This is a genomic window from Blautia sp. HCP3S3_G3 (assembly GCF_052063365.1).
Lineage (GTDB): Bacteria > Bacillota > Clostridia > Lachnospirales > Lachnospiraceae > Blautia_A.
In genome coordinates this window covers 250232-273285 of the sequence record NZ_JBQHXR010000001.1, presented here as the reverse complement: position 1 = coordinate 273285, position 23054 = coordinate 250232, and the positions used below count along the sequence as shown (strand labels likewise).

Annotated in this window: 17 protein-coding genes; all 17 read right to left on the bottom strand. The window is 44.7% G+C overall.

Going from position 1 to position 23054, the window contains the following annotated elements; genetic code table 11:
* Positions 1–27: 27 nt before the first annotated feature.
* Positions 28–855, bottom strand: a complete 828-nt coding sequence (locus tag ACTNEW_RS01270; RefSeq protein ID WP_441056994.1) for an Rpn family recombination-promoting nuclease/putative transposase — start codon at positions 853–855, stop codon at positions 28–30.
* 259 nt (positions 856–1114) lie between these two features.
* On the bottom strand, positions 1115–2401 hold the full coding sequence (locus ACTNEW_RS01265) for a M56 family metallopeptidase (protein ID WP_441056992.1): 1287 nt from the start codon (positions 2399–2401) through the stop codon (positions 1115–1117).
* Between the two features lies 1 nt (position 2402).
* A complete protein-coding gene (locus ACTNEW_RS01260) occupies positions 2403–2741 on the bottom strand; it encodes a hypothetical protein (RefSeq protein WP_441056990.1) in 339 nt (112 codons plus the stop codon).
* A gap of 123 nt (positions 2742–2864) precedes the next feature.
* Positions 2865–4706, bottom strand: a complete 1842-nt coding sequence (locus ACTNEW_RS01255) for a TIR domain-containing protein (protein WP_441056988.1) — start codon at positions 4704–4706, stop codon at positions 2865–2867.
* A 122-nt stretch (positions 4707–4828) separates the two neighbouring features.
* Positions 4829–6781 carry an alpha-amylase family glycosyl hydrolase gene (locus ACTNEW_RS01250; protein WP_441056986.1) on the bottom strand — a complete coding sequence of 651 codons (1953 nt, stop codon included), beginning with the start codon at positions 6779–6781 and terminating at the stop codon, positions 4829–4831.
* Between the two features lie 281 nt (positions 6782–7062).
* Positions 7063–8346: a group II intron reverse transcriptase/maturase gene (gene ltrA / locus ACTNEW_RS01245; protein WP_441056984.1), complete on the bottom strand. Its 1284-nt coding sequence runs from the start codon at positions 8344–8346 to the stop codon at positions 7063–7065.
* A gap of 610 nt (positions 8347–8956) precedes the next feature.
* On the bottom strand, positions 8957–9637 hold the full coding sequence (locus tag ACTNEW_RS01240) for a response regulator transcription factor (RefSeq protein WP_441056982.1): 681 nt from the start codon (positions 9635–9637) through the stop codon (positions 8957–8959).
* Positions 9638–9706: 69 nt separating this feature from the next.
* The gene (locus ACTNEW_RS01235) at positions 9707–10036 is read right to left on the bottom strand and encodes a sporulation initiation factor Spo0A C-terminal domain-containing protein (protein ID WP_441056980.1); all 330 of its coding nucleotides are present in this window, start codon (positions 10034–10036) and stop codon (positions 9707–9709) included.
* A gap of 408 nt (positions 10037–10444) precedes the next feature.
* Complete coding sequence (locus ACTNEW_RS01230) at positions 10445–11293, bottom strand: HAD family hydrolase (protein WP_441056978.1); 849 nt, start codon at positions 11291–11293, stop codon at positions 10445–10447.
* A 217-nt stretch (positions 11294–11510) separates the two neighbouring features.
* Entirely contained in the window at positions 11511–12791 is a 1281-nt protein-coding gene (locus ACTNEW_RS01225) for an adenylosuccinate synthase (RefSeq protein WP_441056976.1), read from the bottom strand.
* A gap of 80 nt (positions 12792–12871) precedes the next feature.
* The gene (purB, locus tag ACTNEW_RS01220) at positions 12872–14305 is read right to left on the bottom strand and encodes an adenylosuccinate lyase (RefSeq protein WP_441056975.1); all 1434 of its coding nucleotides are present in this window, start codon (positions 14303–14305) and stop codon (positions 12872–12874) included.
* A gap of 276 nt (positions 14306–14581) precedes the next feature.
* Positions 14582–15367: an amino acid ABC transporter ATP-binding protein gene (locus tag ACTNEW_RS01215; protein WP_441056973.1), complete on the bottom strand. Its 786-nt coding sequence runs from the start codon at positions 15365–15367 to the stop codon at positions 14582–14584.
* 11 nt (positions 15368–15378) lie between these two features.
* Complete coding sequence (locus tag ACTNEW_RS01210; RefSeq protein WP_441056971.1) at positions 15379–16065, bottom strand: amino acid ABC transporter permease; 687 nt, start codon at positions 16063–16065, stop codon at positions 15379–15381.
* A 304-nt stretch (positions 16066–16369) separates the two neighbouring features.
* Positions 16370–17161 (bottom strand): transporter substrate-binding domain-containing protein, encoded by a 792-nt coding sequence (locus ACTNEW_RS01205; RefSeq protein ID WP_441056969.1) that lies wholly within the window; start codon positions 17159–17161, stop codon positions 16370–16372.
* A 205-nt stretch (positions 17162–17366) separates the two neighbouring features.
* Positions 17367–18149, bottom strand: coding sequence for a hypothetical protein (locus tag ACTNEW_RS01200; RefSeq protein ID WP_441056967.1), 783 nt, complete (start codon positions 18147–18149; stop codon positions 17367–17369).
* Between the two features lie 13 nt (positions 18150–18162).
* Positions 18163–19410, bottom strand: coding sequence for a DUF5716 family protein (locus ACTNEW_RS01195; RefSeq protein ID WP_441056965.1), 1248 nt, complete (start codon positions 19408–19410; stop codon positions 18163–18165).
* Positions 19394–22951, bottom strand: a complete 3558-nt coding sequence (locus tag ACTNEW_RS01190) for a DUF5717 family protein (protein ID WP_441056963.1) — start codon at positions 22949–22951, stop codon at positions 19394–19396. Before ACTNEW_RS01190 ends, ACTNEW_RS01195 begins: the two co-directional genes overlap by 17 nt.
* Between the last annotated feature and the right edge of the window lie 103 nt (positions 22952–23054).

Below are 23054 nucleotides of genomic sequence, written 5' to 3'. Positions count from 1 at the left end.
CTGACTAAAGATTTTTATAGACTTTTCTCATAAATTGTATTTTTTCAACATCTCTTCCAAAAATGTTTCATCTTTTGTAAGTTCAGGAAGTTTTTCTGCTTCTCCGGCTGCAACCATATATTCCATCAGCTTTAACATTTTCTGCCGTTCTACTTGCCGACCTTCCTGTAAACCTTCCTGCCAACCCTTTTCCTCTGTTCTCTGAAGAAGCCTCTCAAATGTCATATACCTTGCCTCCCATTCTCTGCTCTCCTTCAGCTTACGGATTTTTTCATGAAGCTGTCCGATCTTTGCTTCTGACACTGTCTCCACATATTCGTCATTACTTTTCTCAACATAATGGAGAAAATCCACCAGAAGTTTCGGCACTTCCTCATCATTGTTTCCGCGAGTGTTCAGAAAAATCTTGTACGCTTCATCTCCCAGTCCAAAATCCCGTTCTAGACACCGATTCTCAAACCGATACCTGTACAATCCCTGCTCAAATGGATCAAATGTACAGATAAAAATCACATAACTGGGTTTGAAATCTGTATAGTCCCTTCCCGGTTCCAGGCATGTGACATCCATTTCTGACTGATGATAACGGCTCCGCTTCGGAAGGCTCTCCTTATCCCAATTCTCCATTTCCAGATTATAGGTAATCTCCGTCGCATCGCTGGCATACACATCCAATCGAATGCTCCGAAAATCAGAGCTGAAAAACACACCATGTTCCACATGGACATTCACCTTCGGAAGCTTTTTTCCAAAGATTATCTCAAGAATCATCTGACACGTCTCCGCATCCTGCAATGCCGCCGCAAAAAGAAAAGCATCTTTTAAATTCAGATCTTTAAATTTCTTCCCTGCCATAAGTACTCCTTAATCTGCATGGCAGGAATGCATTCTGCATAAATCCATTATATCGGAGTGTTATGGAAAATACAACCGGGATTCAGATTATCTCTAGATAAAAACAGACTCTTTTAAAACATTTCTCCACCATAAAGGATCTAGCTTACACCAGACCCTCATAATTCCCCTTCAGGTTTCTTACCTCACAAAAACTATCCAAAATCTGAATTGTCTAAGTTCAAACAAATACCTTGGCAAACAACACCAATTTCATCAATTAATTATTATGTGGACAAACAGCATATGTAACTATATTTTTCAGTGTCCCAAGTTTTATATAATTACACTTGGTACAAATTTCTGCGTTATAAAGCTTTACAGTACATCCACCATTTCCATCGTTAATATGCTTATAATATGTTCCACTCTTGAAGCTATGATTGCAAATTGCATAGGATGAATTATTATCCGGAACAATACTTTCGCCGTCCTCTGTGACAAACAACCCATCATGACCTTTCATATCAATATCATCTATCATACCAGCATTATCTTCAAATGAAAATCCCATAGAATCTCCATCAAAAAGGTCCTTTACACAATCCTCCGTACTCGACTGCAACGGTTCATACGCAAACACCGTCACTGCACTAACTACCAGTGCTACAGCCGACACAACAACCGTCATCATTTTCTGTAATTTACTAAATCTTTTCTTCATAATATACGTTATTCTCCTTTGGATTAGAAATCTCGTGCTAAAAAAGTTACTTCTCCACACAATCGGCATTACGTTTGATTCAGCTACGGCCAAGAGCAGATTTGCATAAACTTTTCTTTCCTCGAAAGTGAAACCCCTGGTAGCATAGTCATCACTTATATATTCACACAGGTAACTATACGAATACAAAAGCAAAAATGTCAAAGGATTAAACCAGTGAAGACATATAATCATCAGGCAAATGAGTTTCACAAGAGCGTCGTGATTCCTTTCGTGTGCTCTTTCATGGTTGTAAATATACTCACAATGTTCTGATTCCAATATCAACTCTGGAAAGATGATTTTTGAATGAATAAATCCAATTGTGTATGGAGTTCGTATGTTGGTATTGCTGCTGACCAGAATATTCGTATTCCCTGTTCCGTTTATGTAATATTTCTTTTCCACGGAATCTTCCAGCAAATACCTGACTGTTTTTCTGTACTTGATTACTTCATATACCGCAAAGAATAAAACAATTACGAACCAAATTGCCAAAATATACAGCACTATATTTGGAATCCACAAAATGCCCTCATCAATTGCAACATATGTGGAATTGCCATATTCAAAGTGAAAATCCAGGCTATTCATGCTTCTGATTTTCTCAATGACCGTGCTGTAATACAGTTTGTTTGGCAAAAGTCTTGTAAGCAATTGTACTGGTATCAAATAAAATACCATACTCATGAATAATAAGCTTTTACCAAGAGAATAATTAAAGCTGCTTTTCTGTATAAACCATGTTATCAGAAACACAATCAGAGGAATCGAGCCTGCTATAGACATCCACAGCAAAATCATGTTATTCCTCCAAATCATCAAGATATTTACGTATGTCGTCAATTTCTGATTTAGATATTTTATTTTCCTCCTCAAATGCACTGACTAATTCCAGTAATGAACCTTGATATGCTTTGTTTACAGTTTCTTTATCATCATCTGCCACTTTGATGTTAAAAATTCTGTATATAGAGTAACCAGACAACCCTGAAACAATAATAGAAAAACCTATTGCACAGATGATATATCTGATAGCAGCTTCACGTCCCACAGGTGCGCCTGCTATAAGATTATAAACCAGGCCTACACACAACAATACGGATAGTATCACCGTAATTGTGAAATAAAGTTTTTTCTTCAAAATAATATTTCCCCTAACGCAAATCGAATGAACAATTTATTATTCTGTCAATACATTTTACTATATTAAAACGTTCATTGTCAATAACTGACTTTTTTCAAATCTAATATATACGAAATTTCATTACATCACCTTCACCGCAATCTCCCCCATCCAGATCACTGTCCCGGCCTCAACAACCGCCTCCCGTTGAATTTTCCTTTTTTCACCTGTTTCCTTCTCCGTATAATACACCCCATTCACGGAATCCATATCCGTCACTCTGTATGTTCCATCTTCTCTGCATTCGATTTTTGCGTGAATCCGGCTGAGCGCGGGCTGGTTGATACACAGATCACATTTTTCTTTCGATTTTCCGATCAGAATGCTTTCCTTCCGGAAATGTCTGACTTCTCCTGTAGCGCAAATGAGAATGGAAAAAGAAGGATTTCCTTCCACAGATCCTGGTTTATTTTCCTCTTGCCTGGACAGTACTACCGTACTGTCAAAGCCAAACTGTTCTTCCAGATTCGGCAAACCCTTCTCAGAATAAAGCTCTAAATCTTTCGGATTTATTTCCAGAATCATTCCATCCTTCTCTATCGAATTCGAATTCCAAAAAGGACTACGTTTTTCTCCTTTTTCTATCGGGCTTGAATTCCAAAGGAGACTACGTTTTTCTCCTTTCTCTATCGAATTCGAATTCCAAAGGGAATTAAGCTTTTCTTCTGCAGCTTCAGTAAAAATCATTTTGCGTTTTTCTCTCAGTTCCTGATATTCTTTTAATTTCTTTTCGCGTTTCCGCAAAAACATCTCTTCTGAAAGTGTAATCCTGTTTTTCTTCAGATCAGATAACACTTCCTCAAATGACAAGTACCGCGTATGCTTATTTTCACGAACCATTTTCTGAATAATCAGATTCATTTTTCTGGCAAAAAGTTTTTCCAGGTTTTCAGACTGAACTATTCCGATCGGCAATACCGGTTCTTCCCCTGTACAAAGCTGATATATAAAAATGGCAAGATTCTCAAGCATCTTTTCGAAATAATATTCCCGGTTCTCAACCGACATCTTTACCGGTCCATAATAAGGATTCTGCATACGAAACAGACCGATGTCTTTTCCATCAAGTACGACAACACTTCCCCTTGGAAAATCCTTCAGTGCCAGATTGCATTTGTATAAATAATTCATACCTTCTGTCATATGTTCAGCATAATAAAGAATTTCTTCCTGAGACAGAACATGCTCTTTCAGATATTCACTCAGAAACTGCTCATTTCTTTTTTCCTGCCAGGTAAGAACCTGATTTCCTGTGCATTTGATATCATAGATGTCCGGAAAAAGAGGATGTTTCAATTTCGCGGCAATTTTTGCCTGACTGATAATTTCCTTCTGAGAATAAGCTCCTGTATTTTCCTCCATCAGGAGGCACTCGTATCCCAACGTCCGATGTACCGCAAGATAAGTGGAAGTTCCCTGACACTCAAATAATAACCCTTTCCTGTCAAAAAGCGGATGTTCTGATACAGCCTCCGCAGCCGGACCACAGTTTTGTATCTGAACTTCCGGCGGGAATGAACGAACCAGTTTTTCAATATATCCCTCTTCGAAAAAAACCATCTGTATTCTTCCAAGCATCATCTCAATATCCGATGGAAATACAAACTCCTCCAACAACAAAACATGAATCGGAATTCTGTGATTCATAGCAAAGTTCAATTCATTTTTTACATATTCCGAAGATGCAGAATCTTCTGACAAAAGCAGCAGACATACAGAGGCTTTGCGCAGAGATTCTGCAATCATCATGTTCCAGTCATCCCCGGAATGAAGTCCATCATCAAACCAGTAACGTATCTGATTTTCTGAAAGTTTGTTACAGACAGCGGCTTTCTGAATATTATTTTTGTGCGAATAGCTGATAAATACATATGGCCTGTCCGTTTTTTGAAAATGACCCTTTTCACATTTGACAAGATTCATAAATGATTCACCTTCCTCCGAATCTTCTGCGACCACTTTGCCTCTTCGTTTCTTACTTTTTCACTGATTTATACTTTTATTATTGGTGATGTCTGCGTAAGCCTACATTTCCGTTTCGTTTATCATCGCAAAATAATCCAGCGATACTGCCACGGTGCCATGTAAATCCTGTCCGGATCAATGGTTTCACCTGTAAAAAGATCCTGCCATACGCCGGTTACCGTCGGCAACTGAACTTCCACTTCTCTGTCCGCAAAATTGGACAGGCAGTACATTTTTTCTCTAATATTACCTGCGTGATTATCTCTGCCGTTTACGCTGCTGCAGTCTACATTGTTTTCTCTGCTATTTTCACTATCGGTTTCCCCATTATATTCCCTGTAAATGGCAAATACCGGCTGAATCCACGGAGTTTCCGGATCATATCCCTTTCTTCCCGGCAGAATGCGGGCATCCCAGGTGGAAACATAAGCATCGGCACCAAAGCAGGGATGCTGTTTGCGAATCGCAGCCATCCGGCGCATTCCATCATAAACCTTTTGCTGAATGGTACCCGGTTCGGTTCGTTTTGCTGCCCAATCCCAGTCAAAAGGATTGCGGTGAATGTTCCGGTTTTCCTTTGCCAGCTGCGGATCTTTTTCAAACGTATAATCGTTAAGCTGAGCGACTTCGTCACCGGAATAAATCATCAAAAAGCCGCGAAAACTCATACCGGCAGCATTAAGCAGCAGGAGTCGTGAAATACCAGCCTGGATTTTCTGTTCGTCATGTGCTTCCAGAGCGGTTTCAATTCCGCAGAGACTTGCAGCACGGCCATTGCTGCGGGCATCTCTGGTCACCGGATCATAATTGAACAGGGATCCTCTGGACCAGCTTCCCGGAATGCTTCCTTCATAGAAGTGATAAAGGAATTCTTTGTGAAGCTGAGGATCCATCAGCAGAGAACGCTCGACTTCCGGATCCAGCGCCCAGCCCAGATCATCGTGGCAGCGAATATAATTAACAAAATTGCAGTTATCCGGCAGGCTATGGAACTGATCCATCAAAATTTTCATCATACGGGTGTCCTGCGTTGCCAGTGCATTCCACAAATTAGCCATTCCATTGGCGCCATAAAGCAGCTGACAGCGCTGATGATCCGGAGTGCCGAAGAAATTAGGAACCTGCCATGGTACCACCAGAACTTCGCCTTTAAAAATCAGAGACGGACATACAAGCTCCGCAGCAATGTGCATAATTCGAATAATCGTGTAAGCCGGTTCCAGAGTGCTTGTGTAATTTTCCGTGTCTTTCCAGATACCGGTTGCAGCATCCAGACGGATAGCATCAGCACCCAGGTTAGCCAGGAAAAGAGCTGTTTCAATTCTCTCCTGCATAACTTTTGGGTTGTGGTAGTTAAGATCCCACTGAAATGGATAAAAACGGGACATCACCCACTTACCCATTTCTTCGGAATAAACAAAGTTGCCGGGGGCATCTGCAGGCAGAATCTCATGAAGATTCTGTTCAAATTTATCCGGAATTTCTCTGGTATCGTAGCAATAATAATAATCCTGATATTCCTTTTCTCCGGCTTTTGCCCGCATCGCCCATTCATGAGTATCAGCGGTATGATTCATGACAAAATCAAGACAGAGACTGATGCCGCGGGCGCGAAGCTCATCTGCCAGTGCTTCCAGCTCTTCATTAGTTCCGATTTTCGGGTCTACCTGACGAAAATCTTCGATGGCATATCCGCCGTCATTATCAGGATAAGGCATTTTCAGCAGCGGCATCAGATGAAGATAGGTAATTCCCAGATCCGAAAGATAATCCAGATGTTCACGTATTCCATTGATTCCATCTGCGAAATGAGTCGGGTACATGGTCATACCGAACATACGCTCATCCAAAAACCATTTCGGATTCTTTTCACGGACAAGATCCTGTTCTTTCAATTCCGGTTTTCTCACGCGATAGGCTTCTCTCATGGAGTTAATCAGTTCATTGTAGGATTCTTCCGAATCATAGAGAGAAAAGTATAGACTACGCAGTTCTTTTTCCAGCTTCTGTAAACGTTTTTCAAAAATTTCCATAATTTCCATTTCCTTGTCATTCATGTATTTTCATATCGATTTTTCTGAATTTCTTCTAAGCATTGAACCGTCAGATTCATCAATTCCGGGTTTCCACTTTTGAAGCGTTTTTATCTTATCATATTATTTACCGCCAGACAAGCATTTGAGAATCAAATCTCTTCTCCGAAAGAAGTGAGAAAAATCTAAAATAGTCAATCGAGTAGGAGGGAAATTTAAATAAATTTCCCGACCTCTCACACCACCGTGCGTACCGTTCGGTACACGGCGGTTCAACCAACTTAACAAGCAACACTCTTTTCGGTGTAGTAATCTAACATTGAGACTAATCCAAATCGGGTTAGTCTCTCTTTTGTAACAGCCATATTCATTGCACCTCCTTGGCACACGTGTGCTATATGAGCTCCGTAATAAGCTGTTGACCATGCAAACTTCTTGCTAATCCCAAGTTTCATCAAATTCTTTGCTCTGTTCTGTGGAGTTTTCCATTGTTTCCATATACACATTCGTAAGCGGAAACGTATTCGAGAATCCAGTTCCTTACAAAGTGTTCTCATACTTCCTATCTTGAAGTAGTTAATCCAGCCTCTAATAAGCTGATTGAGTTTCTCTACCTTGTAGCTGTTGCTAACGCCCCAACTACGGCAAGTGAGTTCTCTCATTCTCTTCTTGAACTTAGCTACCGACTTTGCATGTGGTTTCGCCTTAAACTGATGTGCTCTTGTGTCAAAGTAGAATCCAAATCCAAGGTATTTCAGTCCGCTTGGTCTGTCTACTTTGCTCTTGGTCATGTTGACCTTAAGCCCTAGTTTCTCTTCAATGAATCGTGAAATATTTCTCATGACTCTGTTTGCAGACATTTCACTTCCGACCATAATAATGCAGTCGTCCGCATAGCGTACAAAGTTAAGCCCTCGCTTTTCCATTTCCTTATCAAGTTCATTGAGCATGATGTTCGCCAACAACGGCGAGAGATTTCCTCCTTGCGGTGTTCCCACAATAGAATCCTCATATTCATCGTCAATCATGATTCCGCTGACAAGGTATTTCCTTATAATAGAGATAACATCTCCGTCTTTAATAGTTCTGCCTATTGTAGTCATGAGCTTGTCGTGATTCACTGTGTCGAAGAACTTTTCCAAGTCAATGTCAACAATCCAATCATTGCCGTCATTCATCATATCTAATGCCGTTAGGATTGCCTGCTGTGCACATCTATTCGGTCTGAATCCATAACTATGGTCATGGAACTGCTCTTCATAGATTGGTGTTAACACCTGTGCAATGGCCTGTTGTACAAATCTGTCTGTTACTGTTGGTACTCCCAAGTTTCTGACACCTCCATCAGGCTTTGGTATCTCCACTCTTCGTACTGGTTGAGGTTTATACTTTCTTGTCCTCAACTGTTCCTTGATGGTTTCGCCGTTCTTTTCTAGATGTTCTTTGAGTTCCGTGTACTTCATTCCGTCCACTCCCTCTGCACCTTTATTTCGTACGACTTGCAGATATGCTCTGTTGAGATTGTCGCTAGATATAATCTGCTCCATTAGACTACTTGTGTCCATGCGTTCTTTCCTTTCCGTCTCGCTTGATTTGACCATCTTTTACCCGATTGGTTACGGCAGATGTTGCCATCTCTGCAATACGAGACATACTCAAACTTATTGATTGTTCGCCCCTTTGCTCCATCACCATTACCGAGACTTCTTCGCTACTATGGGCTCTGCTGACTTCTCACAGTTCGTTGTTACTAGGCAAATGAAACCTCTGTGAGACCTCCACGCTTAAGGTGTGCGCTCTTTCTCTCCATATATCCGCCGCATTTACTCTGCTACTACAAATGTGGTAGTTATTAGACTTCGTTGTTTTCAGCCAACTTATCTCTCGTAGCCTAGCCTTATATGCGATTTCTGTCCGTCGGACCAGAGATTTGCTTACAGCTTCCTTCAGATTCCACCTCACGGTGGACACCCTTGCTGTTCGGCTATACATTTCCCACTACCTGGGCATGTTCGGGACTTGCACCCATTAGAGCGCGCCCATGGCGCGCAAACTGAAAAAAGCACCCCGGATTTTCCGAGATGCTTTCCCATAAACTGTTTTTTCTTGTCCCTGAACTCAATGTTCCCCTCCGATGGCTCCCTCAAATAAGGTGGAACAGGACTGTTTCCAGGACTACTCCCTGTTCTTGGATAATTTAAATCCAACGCCCCGCACAGTCTCAATCTGAATACTACTGTCAATACTATTCAGCTTCTTCCGTAAATTGTAAATATGCTGTTTCAAAGACTTCTCCGTACAATCCGGTGTTTCATAGCTGATACTATCCAGGAGTAAATCTCTGGAAATGATATACCTGGAATGATTCATCAACAGTTTGAGGATCACACATTCCGTTTTTGTCAGCTTAACGGTCCGTGACTGAACAGTCACATCCAACAACAGGGGATCCAATGTTAAATCACCAAATGATACGATAGATTCCTCTGCATAATTACGAGGAATTTGCCCTTTGCGCAGCTGCACCAGAATACGGGCGATCAATTCTTTTTTATGAAATGGTTTGGTTATATAGTCGCAGGCACCCTCGTTCAGGAGATTTATCTTATCCTCTACATCCGTTTTTGAACTCAGTATAATAACAGGAATATCCTTAATATGTTCCAATACTCCTTCACCTCCAAGACCCGGAAGTATCAAATCCAGAAGTATCAAATCAGGTTTCTCATGTTTCAGCAGATACAACGCTTCCGTTCCGGAATATGCCCGGATCACACGGAAACCCTCCTCCACTAAAATCTCTTCTACCATGTCTCCAGTTAATACATTATCTTCAATTACAGCTATTGTTGCCATAACTCACCTCAAAAATAAAGTATTTATCTCAATGTGAATACTGAACTTTCCTTCGACATTTACAGGGACTTATCTTTCCTGTGCAGATAAGAGATAATAGGCAACCATATCTATAAATTCACTGTTTGTCGGCTTGTAAACCAGAGGATAGCCGGCAATATCAGCCATTCCTTTCCTGTTCATTTCCCAGCATACGTTAATCACAGTACGTATATCATGTTCAATACTCAGGGTTGTAGTTTTATATTTTCTTGCAAGATATGGATAGATATCCTTGGTAATCCTCAGGGGCTTATCCTGAGAATCCATTGCCAGCCGAATCGCATCTGCAACAAAAAAGTAACCCTTGTAATGGGAAGTAACTCCAAGTTTTCTGATGATTCCATATATTTTTTTCATTCTCTTATGTTCTCCTTTCTTACCCTATTGAGCATTTTTTATCAGCCAGAACTTGTCTGGAATATCGTTTACTACTTTCTGAATATAATCCATAAACTCAAAAATCCGGTAAAGAAGAATGTAAAGATTTTGTAAAAATATTGGTAAAATTTTCGTAAAAAGCAACTGATGTCTGCCACGAAATACACTCATGGAAACCAGTACATCGCAAATTGTTCTATTTTTTATTTCCAATAAATATCATTTCACACCAGTTACTTTTATTTTACATCGGTCTTAGCCCTTCTGCAACATACTATATTGGGTAACAAATCCTGAATTAACGTTTATGTGTCTGCACAAATTGCCTGATCCAATCCATCCACAACTTTTACTGAGATGAGAATAACCGGGGGGGCCTGACTATCGCTATACAACCTGTAATTTTTCCAGTTCTTTCGCCGCCTGCTTAAAATTCCGGAACTGGATGGCGTGGATTCCCACTGCCTCTGCTCCCTTACAGTTCTCCGGCCGGTCATCCAGAAAGACAGATTTCTCCGGATCCAAGCCATAGGTTTTCAGAAGTTTGCGGTAGATGGCAGGTTCCGGCTTCATTTCATTCACTTCACAGGAGAAAACGGCTCCGTCCATGTATTTCAGGAACGGCATTTCTGTTTTCATTGTGTGATCCAGCATATACCGGCTGTAATTGGACAGGATATACAGGTGATATCCCTGGCTTTTCAGGTATTTTACCCAGGTCTCCGCATAGTCGTAATGGCGGATGGTTTCCGGACTCCTGCGCATGACCTCACGGATATCGTCTGCATATTCCGGTGCCTGGGCAATGAACTGACGGAGATATTCCTCTTCGTCATACAGTCCCCTGTCCCGTTCGTCCCAGACTTTGCTGCGGAAAACGGCATCTGCAATCTTTTCGTATTTCTCTTCGGGGAAACCGTAGCTTCTCAGGTAACCCTGCCAGTCGAATTCCACCAGGACTTTTCCTACATCAAAAATGATATTTTCGATCATCCGCTCTTTCCCTCCTCTGGAATCTCCTGTTTTTTCTGATTCCGGTTTCTTCTTGCCAAAGAACTTGTATCCCAGCAGGAAGATGTATGCCATAACCGGCACCATGATGGCTGCCGCAAGGGAAGCGCGAAACGCGGACTGCGAGCCTCCATCCGTGCCGAAAGCGAAGACCATGGGGAGGCAGAATATAATCAGTAACAGTACTACCGCTGCAAAGGCGGCTATTCGTTTCCAGTTTTTCATAATATCCTCTCTTCATATTTTCTGTTTTCTTCAGGAAACTGCTTTTTGTTTCCATCACAGAGCATTTCCTCATTTTTCACTGAGATTTGTTGCTGCCGCAAAACACGCCGGAGGAATTCCCCGGCGTGTACACCTTTTCTGTCTGATTTTTTCCTGAAAAACATTTTTTATGGCACATGTACGTTTCTGCAATGCCCCAGTGCCATACACCAGCCAATTATTTATTTCTGTAGATAATATCGTTTCTTCCCGGGCCGTTGGAGATCATGGTGATCGGGAAGCCGATCTTCTCTTCTACGAACTCAATGTATTTGCGGCAGTTTTCCGGAAGGTCTTCATAATTCCTGATTCCGCGGATATCGCTCTTCCATCCCGGAAGTACTTCCAGAACCGGTTTGGCTTTTTCCAGAAGGCCGGTGGTCGGGAAGTCTGTGGTGACTTTGCCATCGATCTCATATCCGGTACATACCGGAATCTCATCCAGATATCCCAGTACATCCAGTACGGTGAAAGCTACATCTGTGGTTCCCTGCATACGGCAGCCGTATTTGGAAGCGACACAGTCAAACCATCCCATACGTCTCGGACGTCCTGTGGTTGCGCCGTATTCTCCGCCGTCTCCGCCTCTTCTGCGAAGCTCGTCTGCCTCCTCACCGAAGATTTCGGAAACAAAAGCACCTGCGCCTACTGCGCTGGAGTATGCCTTGCATACAGTAACGATTTTCTTAATCTCGTAGGGAGGTACGCCTGCACCAATCGCGCCGTAAGCAGCGAGGGTGGAAGAAGAAGTAACCATAGGATATATTCCGTGATCAGGATCCTTCAGGGAGCCAAGCTGTCCCTCAAGAAGAATCTGTTTGCCTTCTTTCAGTGCGTTCCAGAGATAGAGAGATACATCTCCTACATACGGTTCTACCATTTTCTTGTATTCCATCAGTTCTTTCATCAATTTATCCGGATCCAGAAGCGGTTTGTGATACAGATGCTCCAGAAGAACATTCTTGGTCTCACATACACGAACCAGTTTCTCATGGAGTGCTTCCTCATCAAAGAGTTCACTTACCTGGAAACCGATTTTGGCATATTTGTCAGAATAGAACGGGGCAATACCGGATTTGGTAGAGCCGAAGGACTTGCCGCCCAGACGTTCTTCTTCATACTGGTCAAACAGGATGTGATACGGCATTACCATCTGTGCTCTGTCGGAGATCATGATCTTCGGAGCCGGTACGCCTCTGCTGACTACTTCGTTATACTCTTTAAAAAACACAGGGATGTTCAGTGCCACGCCGTTGCCGATGATGCTTGTGGTGTGATCATAGAACACACCGGACGGGAGTGTATGAAGGGCAAATTTACCATAGTCGTTGACGATGGTGTGGCCCGCATTGGCACCTCCCTGAAATCTTACGATAATATCTGCTTCCTGAGCGAGCATGTCGGTAATCTTCCCTTTTCCCTCGTCTCCCCAGTTCGCTCCCACTACTGCTGTGATCATAACACAATATTCCTCCTTGCGTGTTGATTACTACTTAACTATCTGTGCATAGATTTCTGATTGATTCTGCACGCGGACTCTTACACGTTGATTTCTGCCTTTACGCCCAGCATGTCTTTGTGGGCTTCCAGAACAGGATTCACTACTTTGGCAAGGAATGCTTCTGTCTGTTCTTTGGCACGTCCTACGTATTTGGTCGGATCCATGGTCTTCTGAAGTTCTTCCAGAGTCAGGTTGAATGCAGGGTCTGCAGCGATCAGTTCCAGAAGGTTGTTGTCCTTGCCTTCTACCTTCACATTGCGGCCTGCCTCCATGGAAAGTTCACGGATGCGCTCATGCAGTTCCTGACGATCTCCGCCGGCTTTGACCGCATCCATCATGATGTTCTCGGTAGCCATGAACGGCAGCTCAGACATCAGGCGTTTCTCGATTACTTTCGGGTATACGACCAGACCGTCTACCACGTTCAGGCAGAGATCCAGGATACCGTCGATCGCGAGGAAGCCTTCCGGAATGCTCAGTCTCTTGTTAGCAGAGTCATCCAGGGTTCTCTCAAACCACTGGGTTGCGGATGTGATAGCCGGGTTCAGTGCATCGACCATCACGTATCTGGAAAGGGAAGCAATACGCTCACTCCTCATCGGGTTTCTCTTGTATGCCATTGCGGAGGAACCGATCTGGGATTTCTCAAACGGCTCTTCCACTTCCTTCAGATGCTGAAGGAGACGGATGTCATTGGACATCTTGTGTGCACTTGCCGCAATGCCTGCAAGTACGTTCAGGACACGGGTGTCCACCTTGCGGGAATAGGTCTGTCCGGATACCGGATAGCATTCTTTAAATCCCATCTTCTCTGCGATCATCGGATCGATCTTGTCGATGGTCTCCTGATCTCCGTCAAAGAGCTCCAGGAAGCTTGCCTGGGTTCCTGTGGTTCCCTTGGAGCCGAGAAGCTTCATGGTGCCAAGTACGTACTCCAGGTCTTCCAGATCCAGAAGGAATTCCTGTGTCCACAGTGTGGCGCGCTTGCCTACGGTTGTCGGCTGTGCCGGCTGGAAATGGGTGAATGCCAGTGTCGGCTGTGCTTTATATTTATCTGCGAATTTAGACAGTTCTGCGATGACGTTTACCAGTTTCTTGCGAACCAGCTTCAGCGCTTCTGTCATAACGATAATATCGGTGTTGTCTCCTACATAGCAGGAGGTTGCTCCCAGATGGATGATTCCCTTAGCCTTCGGGCACTGTACGCCGTATGCGTACACATGGGACATAACATCGTGACGTACCTGGCGCTCACGTTCTTTCGCCACGTCGTAGTTGATATCGTCTGCGTGTGCTTTCAGTTCATCGATCTGCTCCTGGGTAATGTTCAGTCCCAGCTCCTTCTCTGTTTCTGCAAGGGCGATCCATAATTTCCTCCAGGTACGGAATTTCATATCCGGGGAAAAGATGTACTGCATTTCCTTGCTTGCATAACGTTCTGATAAAGGACTTACATATCTGTCTGTACTCATCTTCACTCTCCTGATCTTGCGTTTATTGTATACATTGTATCGTAGAAATTATATACCAATCAAATCTCAAAAGCAACCTAAAATAATTGCAGGATTATAACAGATAGATGAAATGTTACTGTTCACTGGAATATCCTGAGAAGAATTTTCCGATGCATCATTCCCGTACATTGACCGTACTGGAATTTTGATCCATATTGTGCCAAATTCCCAATATTTTTTTTGCTCGTAACTGTAAAAATACAAAACAGTTACATATGCTGTTAATAAGGACTGTCATCCCTGTGTAAACCGGGAAAGGAACTGTTTCGTACGCTCTTCTCTCGGGTTTTCAAACACCTGTTTCGGGTCGCCCTGCTCCAGAATGTAGCCGTCATCCATAAAGATTACCTGATTGGCCACATCTCTGGCAAATGCCATCTCATGAGTCACAATAATCATGGTGGTGTTCTGGTCTGCCAGTTCTTTGATGACTTTCAGCACCTCTCCGGTGAGCTCCGGATCCAGTGCAGAAGTCGGTTCATCAAAGCAGAGAATATCCGGCTGCAGCGCCAGTGCCCGGGCAATCGCCACTCTCTGGCACTGTCCTCCCGAAAGCTGATGGGGATAGTTGTTCATGCGTTTTTCCAGGCCCATCTGTTTCAGAAGTCCCTCTGCCTGTATACGGATTTCTCCATGGATTTCTTTTTTGCGACTTTTGTAATCCGGCCGTTCTTTGGCAAGCAGTTCTTTGGCAAGCATCACATTTTCCAGAGCGGTATACTGTGGAAAAAGGTTGAAAGACTGAAAGACAAGGCCAAAATGGAGCCGTTTTTTGCGGATGGTGGATTCCCTCTGCGTAGAAGGATCCGCGGAATCAAATAGTGTCTCATTGTTGACACGGATCACTCCTCTGTCCGGTGTTTCCAGAAAATTCAGGCACCGCAGGAGTGTGGTTTTTCCGCTTCCGGAGGAACCGATAATAGAGACCACCTGTCCCTTATCCAGGGAAAAGCTGATGTCCTTCAGTATCTCGGTACGGTTAAACGATTTGCATATATGTTCTACTTCTAAAATTGCCATGTTTGCTCCTCCTACCTGAAATAATCCAGTTTTTTCTCCAGTCTTCCCAGGAGAATGGTCAGGATTCCATTAAAGATCAGATAATAAACGGCTGTAAAAAACAGCGGCCAGATGGCTCCGGAAATGCCCTGAGAGCCTTTCATAAACGCCTGCCCTGCCCAGATGATCTCCTGCAGTGCAATGATGCGGGCAAGGGAGGTATCCTTTACCAAAGTTATGATTTCATTGGACATAGGCGGCACAATACGTTTGATTACCTGAAGAAGTTTGATGCGGAAAAAGATCTGGGTTTTGGTCATGCCCAGCACCAGTCCTGCCTCTTCCTGTCCCACCGGAACTCCCTGAATGCCTCCGCGGTAGATTTCCGAAAAATAACAGGAGTAATTCAGGATGAAGGAAAAGGATGCAGCCAGGAAACGGCCGCCTTCTCCGCCGCCCCAGATGGGATTGTGCAGTACCAGTCCGGGGAAATAGTAAATGATCAGAAGCTGGATCATCAGCGGGGTTCCCCTTATGATCCAGATCACAAGCTTGATAACCCAGCTCAGCGGCTTGAACCGTGATGTAGAGCCCAGGGCCATGAGCAGTCCCAGGGGAAAGGCTCCGATCAGGGTTACGAAAAATAATTTTAATGTCTGAAGAAAACCGATGTTCAGCGAGCGGATAACAATCGGCATCTGTTCCATAATCTGTTCCATAACATATCCTGCTTTCTAATTTCTTTCTAACTGCCTGATTATTGTTTTATTGTCTTCTTAATTATGAAATGTCCGTCTTTCTCAATACTTTTTCATAAAACTGTCAGTATGAATAACGCTAGAAAAGAGCGGTAAAAACCGCTCTTTCTGATTTTGTTGTGATGTTCTTGATGTCCGGCATAGCAAATCATACAAACTATTCTCTAAAAATATGCTTTTATCTATTTCTGTTCACATGAATATGAATCATCCTTGTGTGGTTTATCTTTATATGATACATCTTCGTATGATTCGTCTGTCAGTATTATTTCTGCTCGATCACTGCATCCTGTACGCCATATTTCTCAGCACATTCCAGCATGCTGCCGTCCTCGTAGCTGGCAGCAAAGAATTCATTCAGTGCTTCTGCAAGGTCGGAGCCTTTGCGGAATCCTACGCCGTATTCTTCGCTGTTGAGTTCTACGGTGTGAGTCAGGCTTTCGTATCCGGTTCCCTCACCGATCATGGCTGCTGCCATCAGAAGGTCGATTACGGCTGCATCAGAGGTTCCTGCAGATACTTCCATCAGAGCGTCAGACTGTGCTTTTACTGCTGTGTAGTTCAGTCCAAGTGCGCTGATTTCTGCTTCTCCTGCGCTTCCTGCTTCTACTGCAAAGTTCAGATCTGCCAGGCTGTCAACATCCTGATACTGATCTGCCTTGTCTTCCGGAACAACAACAACCTGTGCGTTGTTGCAGTATGCATTGGAGCATTCCATGGAGCTGGTTACTTCATCGGTCAGTGTCATACCATTCCATACGCAGTCAATGGTCTTGCCTTCCAGTTCCATAATCTTATTATCCCAGTCGATTTCTACGAATTCTACTTCCACACCAAGGCTTTCTGCAAAAGCAGCTGCCATGTCAGCGTCAAATCCGACCCATTCATCGCTTCCTTCTTCTTTATAATCCATCGGTGCGAAATCGGTAATACCAACTACCAGCTTGCCGTTCTCTTTTACATAGGCTGCATCACTCTCGTCTGTGGATGCAAAAGCTGTGGCTGTCATGGAAAAAATCATAGATGATGTCAATAACATTGCAATTAATTTTTTCATATCGGTTGATCTCCTCGCTTATTATTTGTTTTGGGTGATTACGGTACAATATTAACAATTTACCACGCGAAAGTCAACCTTAAAAATCATTTTCTTTCATCTTTTTTGTCATTTTCATGCCTGTTTTCGTACAAAAACATATGACCATTCCTTTTTTTATATCTGCATATGCTTTTTCCACATCATTCACACGGCAATCATCCTGTCATGACCCGGTGCTGCGGTGATATTCCTGAGTGAATTTCTCCAGCAGTTCATCCACCTGATGGGAATCTACCTGTTTTTCCGGTTTCTTCGCGAACTGATCCAGGGTTTCTTTGATTTCTGCACGGATTTCTCCGGATACATGCAGTTCCGTCAGCCTGCTCTCGTATTCGTTTGGCGTCCGGATGCTGCGGAACGCAAGGAGATAGCATTTCAGTGCTGCACGGTCATGTCCCTGTTCGTATGCTTTCCAGAAGCACTCCACTGCTTTTTCCATCTGGAACAGGTAACTGCAGGCACAGCCAAGGTTGTGGTAAATGCTTTCTGTCAGACCTTCTCTCGCTTCTTCCAGATCCTCCCGTTCCAGAAGCTTCTGGTAAACACGGATGGCATTGACGTACATGCCGTTTTCCACCAGGGCGTCTCCTTTTTCTTTTTCACGGATGGCAGGCGGCTGGATGTTCAGCTTCTGAAGCTGCATGCCAAGAACGCGTAGTTCTTCATAAGTCAGGTAATTGATTTCCTTAAAAATCGGATACAGGATATCCTCCACTGCCGCAAATTTGCCAAGATGCGGGCGGAGCTTCGCTGCCAGCTTCGGAAGGTCCAGTTCCCCGGAAAGCCAGCTGCACAGCCCCTCATTGATAATTGTATCATCCACCAGATACAGATTATGATAAAGATAGTAGCACAATTCCTCCATTGTATAGATGTTTGTGCTGATATTCTCGATAAAATATGGTGTTTCTGCCTTTTTTGTCTGGCATAAAATATATCCGCTCATGTCCGTCCCCCTTTTACCATGCGGCCGTTTCTTTCCAGACTTTGCCGCTGCCCGGGAACAGGTCGCCAAAGCCCAGGTCTTTTACGGTGATCTCGCATTCTTTCGGAGATACATAATTAAGTTCCACGCGAAGTCTGGTGGTCTTGTTCGGCCGTTTCGGCAGTCCCGGAAGACTCATGGCCACACGGCGTTTTTCGGGTTTTTCCATGGTGGCTACGGTAAATATCAGTTCTTCGGTATCATCCAGGATCAGCTCGCACCAGGCTTTGCAGTCATACCAGTTATTGCCTGCCTCAATGAGCGGATAATAGGCCGGAGAGCCCATCACTCTCATATCCATGCCCACATCTGCCAGAACCAGAGACTCGCTCATGTAGCGGTAGCCTTTGAAGTTCTTTTTTTCCAGGCGTTCCACAGCCGCTGCGCAGGCACCTTTGGCAAACAGATTGTTTCCATAGAACACCTTGCGTTTCTGGTAGCAGAGGGATTTCACCGACTGTTTCGCCCATTCAGTGTCAAATCCGTTGCCCGTGATCTGAATGCTGGAATAAAGTTCCATGCCTAACGTTTTCTGGATAAACTGGCAGAAATCGGAATCTCTTACTTCCTTCTCTTCACTGAGAGCGGTTTCCTGCGGCTCCTCCAGTCGCACCAGAACCGGTCTTGTAGCGGAGGTCATGGACATTTTGCGGAAAGTGACTTTTTCCGGAGTGAACGCATACCATGCCACATTCCGGTTCCAGGTATCCCGTTTCTGGGAAAGCATGTAGTAATAAAAGCTCTCGCCATAGTCCAGCAGCATGAATTTCTCTTCCGGAAAACCAATGTCTGCGCATGCTTTCTGGAAGTTTTTTACCCGTTCCGGTGTCAGGGAAGGGGTGGTGATCACCATGCATCTGGTGTTTTTGACGATGTCCAGGATTCCCAGAAATTTCAGCATTCCCTTAAGGAAAATGGACAGAAATTCCCATGGTTCATGCTCTTCTCCTGCCAGCTGGATGCGCTCTGTGCTTCCGGACAGTTCATAAAGGTTATCCAGCATGATGCCGTTTTTTTCTCTGGCAAAGTACTCGGCCTCCAGACCTATGCAGTAATCTCCCTGCTCGATCCTGCGGCAGAGACAGCTGGGTGCCTCATATTGACTGCTTCCCACCTTCATGCTGATGGATCTTGCCTCATCCGCTTTGCGGTCGTAATAACATATCTGGGAAAATTTTTCCCCAAAATCAATTCCTATCATCAAGTCACGAATTTCGTTCATCTTCCGTTTCCTTTTCTATGGTAAACATTTCTTTTACATATTGTTCCTGACGAAGATACTGCTTCATTCTCCTGGTCACTTCCTGTTCTTTGTCCAGTTTACGTGCGGACAGCATCTGATTCAGGAGCTGATATTTGCTCATGGGGGTTCCATCCACGCGGTTCATGGCAAGAACACGTTCGGATGTGGTATGGATTTTGCCGTCCTCTTCGATACGGAAATAATAATGCAGGGTTTCTCCGTAAAACAGGGTAAAGGTTTTGGTAAAAATTCCCTCATAAACATTTTTCAGCGGTTCGCTCTTATATTCTTTCCCGATTCCAAGCCCGGTATCCAAAGCATAGAATAAGGTCACCTTTGCCATGGGGCTTGCATGATATTCCACGTAAGTCTTGTCATCCAGCTGATAGGGGCTCAGAAGTTCCGGCGGAAGTTTCCGGTAAAAAGCAAATGCCCTTCCCTCTCCGACGCAGTCCTTCAAAAGCTCCCGTTCCATTTCCAGATGTCTGGCATCGGTCACTTTTTCTTTTGCCAGAGCCTTGAGAAGTGCCATGCGGCAGACCTCGTCCACCGGCCATTTGCGCTCAAAAGCATGCTCCAGGCATTCCCGGACAAACGGGCTCATGGGGTATTCGCGGACAAATACACCGTAGGAAAGCTGGGTCAGGTAGGCACCGATGATCCGTTCTTTGCCTGCCTGTTTTACGTAGGCTTCCAGGACGTTCTCGCCTTCTTTGCGGTAATCGGAGGTGAACATCAGGATGTTCAGGATTTTTTCTTCCAGATCGTAGGTGTCCATGTCAAAACCGCGGGCGCTTTTCCAGATTGCCAGCAGCTCGTCTGTGGGACCGAAACGGTACTGCATCAGGTAATGAAGGATCACTTCATCGTATTTGCCTGCACGATAAACTTCGCTGGCAAGTGCCAGAAGCTCCTCGTCTTCTGCCATTTCGCTGCGCAGGATCATGCGGCTGGTAAGCTTCAGAAGGCTGCCCCATTCCACGCCTTCGTAGCCAAATTCCTGGATCACATACATGGCTCTGTCAAACATTCTTCTGGAAACCAGGACTTCCAGGAGGGTGCTGCGGTCTACCATGGTGTATTCCCGCAGGTTCAGGTTTTCCAGATACTCGTCCAGATTTTCTTCCTGCGCATGGGCTGCCAGATAGTTCAGGATTTTCCTGCGTGTGGCTTTCCGGTAGGCATCGGTGTAGGCGTCGGAATCTGCCAGGTACTGGAAAAGTTCCATGTTTTCACGGTTCAGTTCTGTATTTTCGCAATAGTGAAGCAGGGTTCCCGGTTCCCGCACGCCTTTTTCCAGAACGCGGGGGAGAAGTTCCCGTTCATCGATCAATTTGGTCACATTATAATCCACGGTGGATGCATAGCGGCGCTGTTTCTCATCCTGGAACAAAATCACGGCGTCTTCTGTGTAAATACGCGGATATGCCACGCCCTGTACACAGGGGTAAGCTTCTTCTCTTGCCATCTGGCTGTGGCGGACGATTACCTGACGGACTTTTTTGTCATCGCAGTATAAACGGCAGGCAAACATCAGACGTGCTGCTGCCTGGGCTTCTTTTGCATTGGAGGGATCCATGCAGAATTCCTGGTAAATGGCGGCATAATTCTCGTTGATCCTGCCTTCCGCCAGTTTCTGACGGGCAAATTTGCGGATATGCTCCCGATAGCTTTCGTATACGCCGGGTTCTTTGTCTTTGTAGGCGATGACATTGGCGTAGAGGTAGGCTTTCCGGGAATCCCCCAGTGTATTGTCATTATAGGTAAAATACATCAGAAGGGTCTTGGGCAGTTCTCTCTGGTAAGAAGTGTCCATGGTCTCCACATAGTATTCATAAAGTCTTGTAAGGCGCAGACCGTGCTCCACTGCAAGGGAAAACCAGCGGAAATATTCCGGTTTTCTTGGGTTTTCGATCATAATATACCGGCAGATGGCTTCCAGGGTATCGTCTGTCGGAAATGCCTCGTAGCCCAGTTCCAGGGCCCGGTAGAGGCTTCTGTTGAAGCTTTTCTCATAGCCGGACAGATAGGAAAAACGCATGACCAGTTCTTCTGTCAGCAGGCCTTTTTTGCCTGCAAAAAGGAAGACCTGCACCCAGAACCGGCTGATCCGGTGAAGGAGGGTCATGTCTGCACTGATGTAATTCCATGCTTCCAGATAAAGAAGCGGGCTTCTGCATCCGCGGTCAAACTGTTCTTCCAGAAGGAATACGGCCTTGGACGGAGTACGGCGATATGCGCTGTCCAGCTGAAGCTGTATCCACATCAGGATCAGGCTGTCTTCTTTCTGCATATAGAAATTCTGTACTCTGCGGAGCGCCTGTACGCTGTCACGGTAGATTCCGGTAAGGCTGCACAGATACAGATAGACACCGGCAAATTCCAGATCTTCACTGGAGTAGGATTTGTCACGGAATTGTTTCAGGATCTCAATGGCTCCCGGATTATTGTCTTCTTTATGAAGAAGGTAGGCTTCCAGAAGCTGATATTCCGGATAGCAGCATCCGGCTTCCCGCAGCTGGTTCAGCTCAAAGCGGACACTTCCTGCCCAGGTCTTGAAGTCCATGATGCCGCAGCGGTATTCGATATAGTCGCGCATCAGGGATAGTCTGTGTTTTTTCTCTATGGCACTGATATCCACGGTGGTCTTCCCGTCTCTTGATGCAATGACCGGGTATACCAGTTCCTGGTACGGGCTTTTGATCACGATCTCACCGAACTGTCTGCCTTTGCCCAGTTTATCCTTACGAATCACGTATTCCACCTGATAGCTGCTGCCAATGAAATCTTCATCGGTCACTACATGATGCTCCACTTCCAGGAAATCTCCGCGGGCTTCGATGTCCAGACGAAGGTGTCCCCAGCCGGTCTTATGGACATCAAAGGATTCCTGCATGGTCTCACTGACATCATAAAATTCCCCGCCGGACTGCTTGAGGGAAATGGTGACCGGTTCCTTGTATCCCATGCTGATGAGGAATTCTTCCAGATGCTGGTAGGTGACAGGCTGGACGGAAAGTCCCGCATACAGGGCTTTTTCTTTCTGACTGCGGTTCTCCATAATTCCGGAAAATGACTTGTCCTTGAACAAGCGGTATGCTTCCCGGAAATCTTTCCGCGCGATTTCATGGAATGCTTCTGTATCATGAAGTTCCCCTGCGTAGCTTCGGATTTCTTCTTTTTCTGTCTCAATGGAAAACGGAAGGCGGTATTCTCCGATGTTCGTGGTAAAGCACAGCCATCCGCTTATGGTTTCGCCGGGCTGCATGCCTGTGGCATCCACGCCGTAGGGCAGGCAGATGGTGGTTCCCGAAAATTTGCCGATTCCCGAAACCATTCTTCTGCTGGAGGAGGTCACATATCCCCGGATGCGCTCGTTGTTCTCTGTCCCAAAATACAGGTCTCCCCGGAAGGTCTCTCCTGCCTTAAGTCTGACGGAGATCCGTTCCTGCGAAAACAAAAGCGCCGGATTTTCATATTCAAATTTCCCACTTAACAATTGTTCTATCTTTTTCTTCAAAGCAGTTCCCCTTATCGTTCTGAAATACGCCGGAAGGTGGTGGAGGTTTCCTGACAAAATGCGATTCCTGAAGCGATTCCGCTTCTGACAGAAACAGGAAATG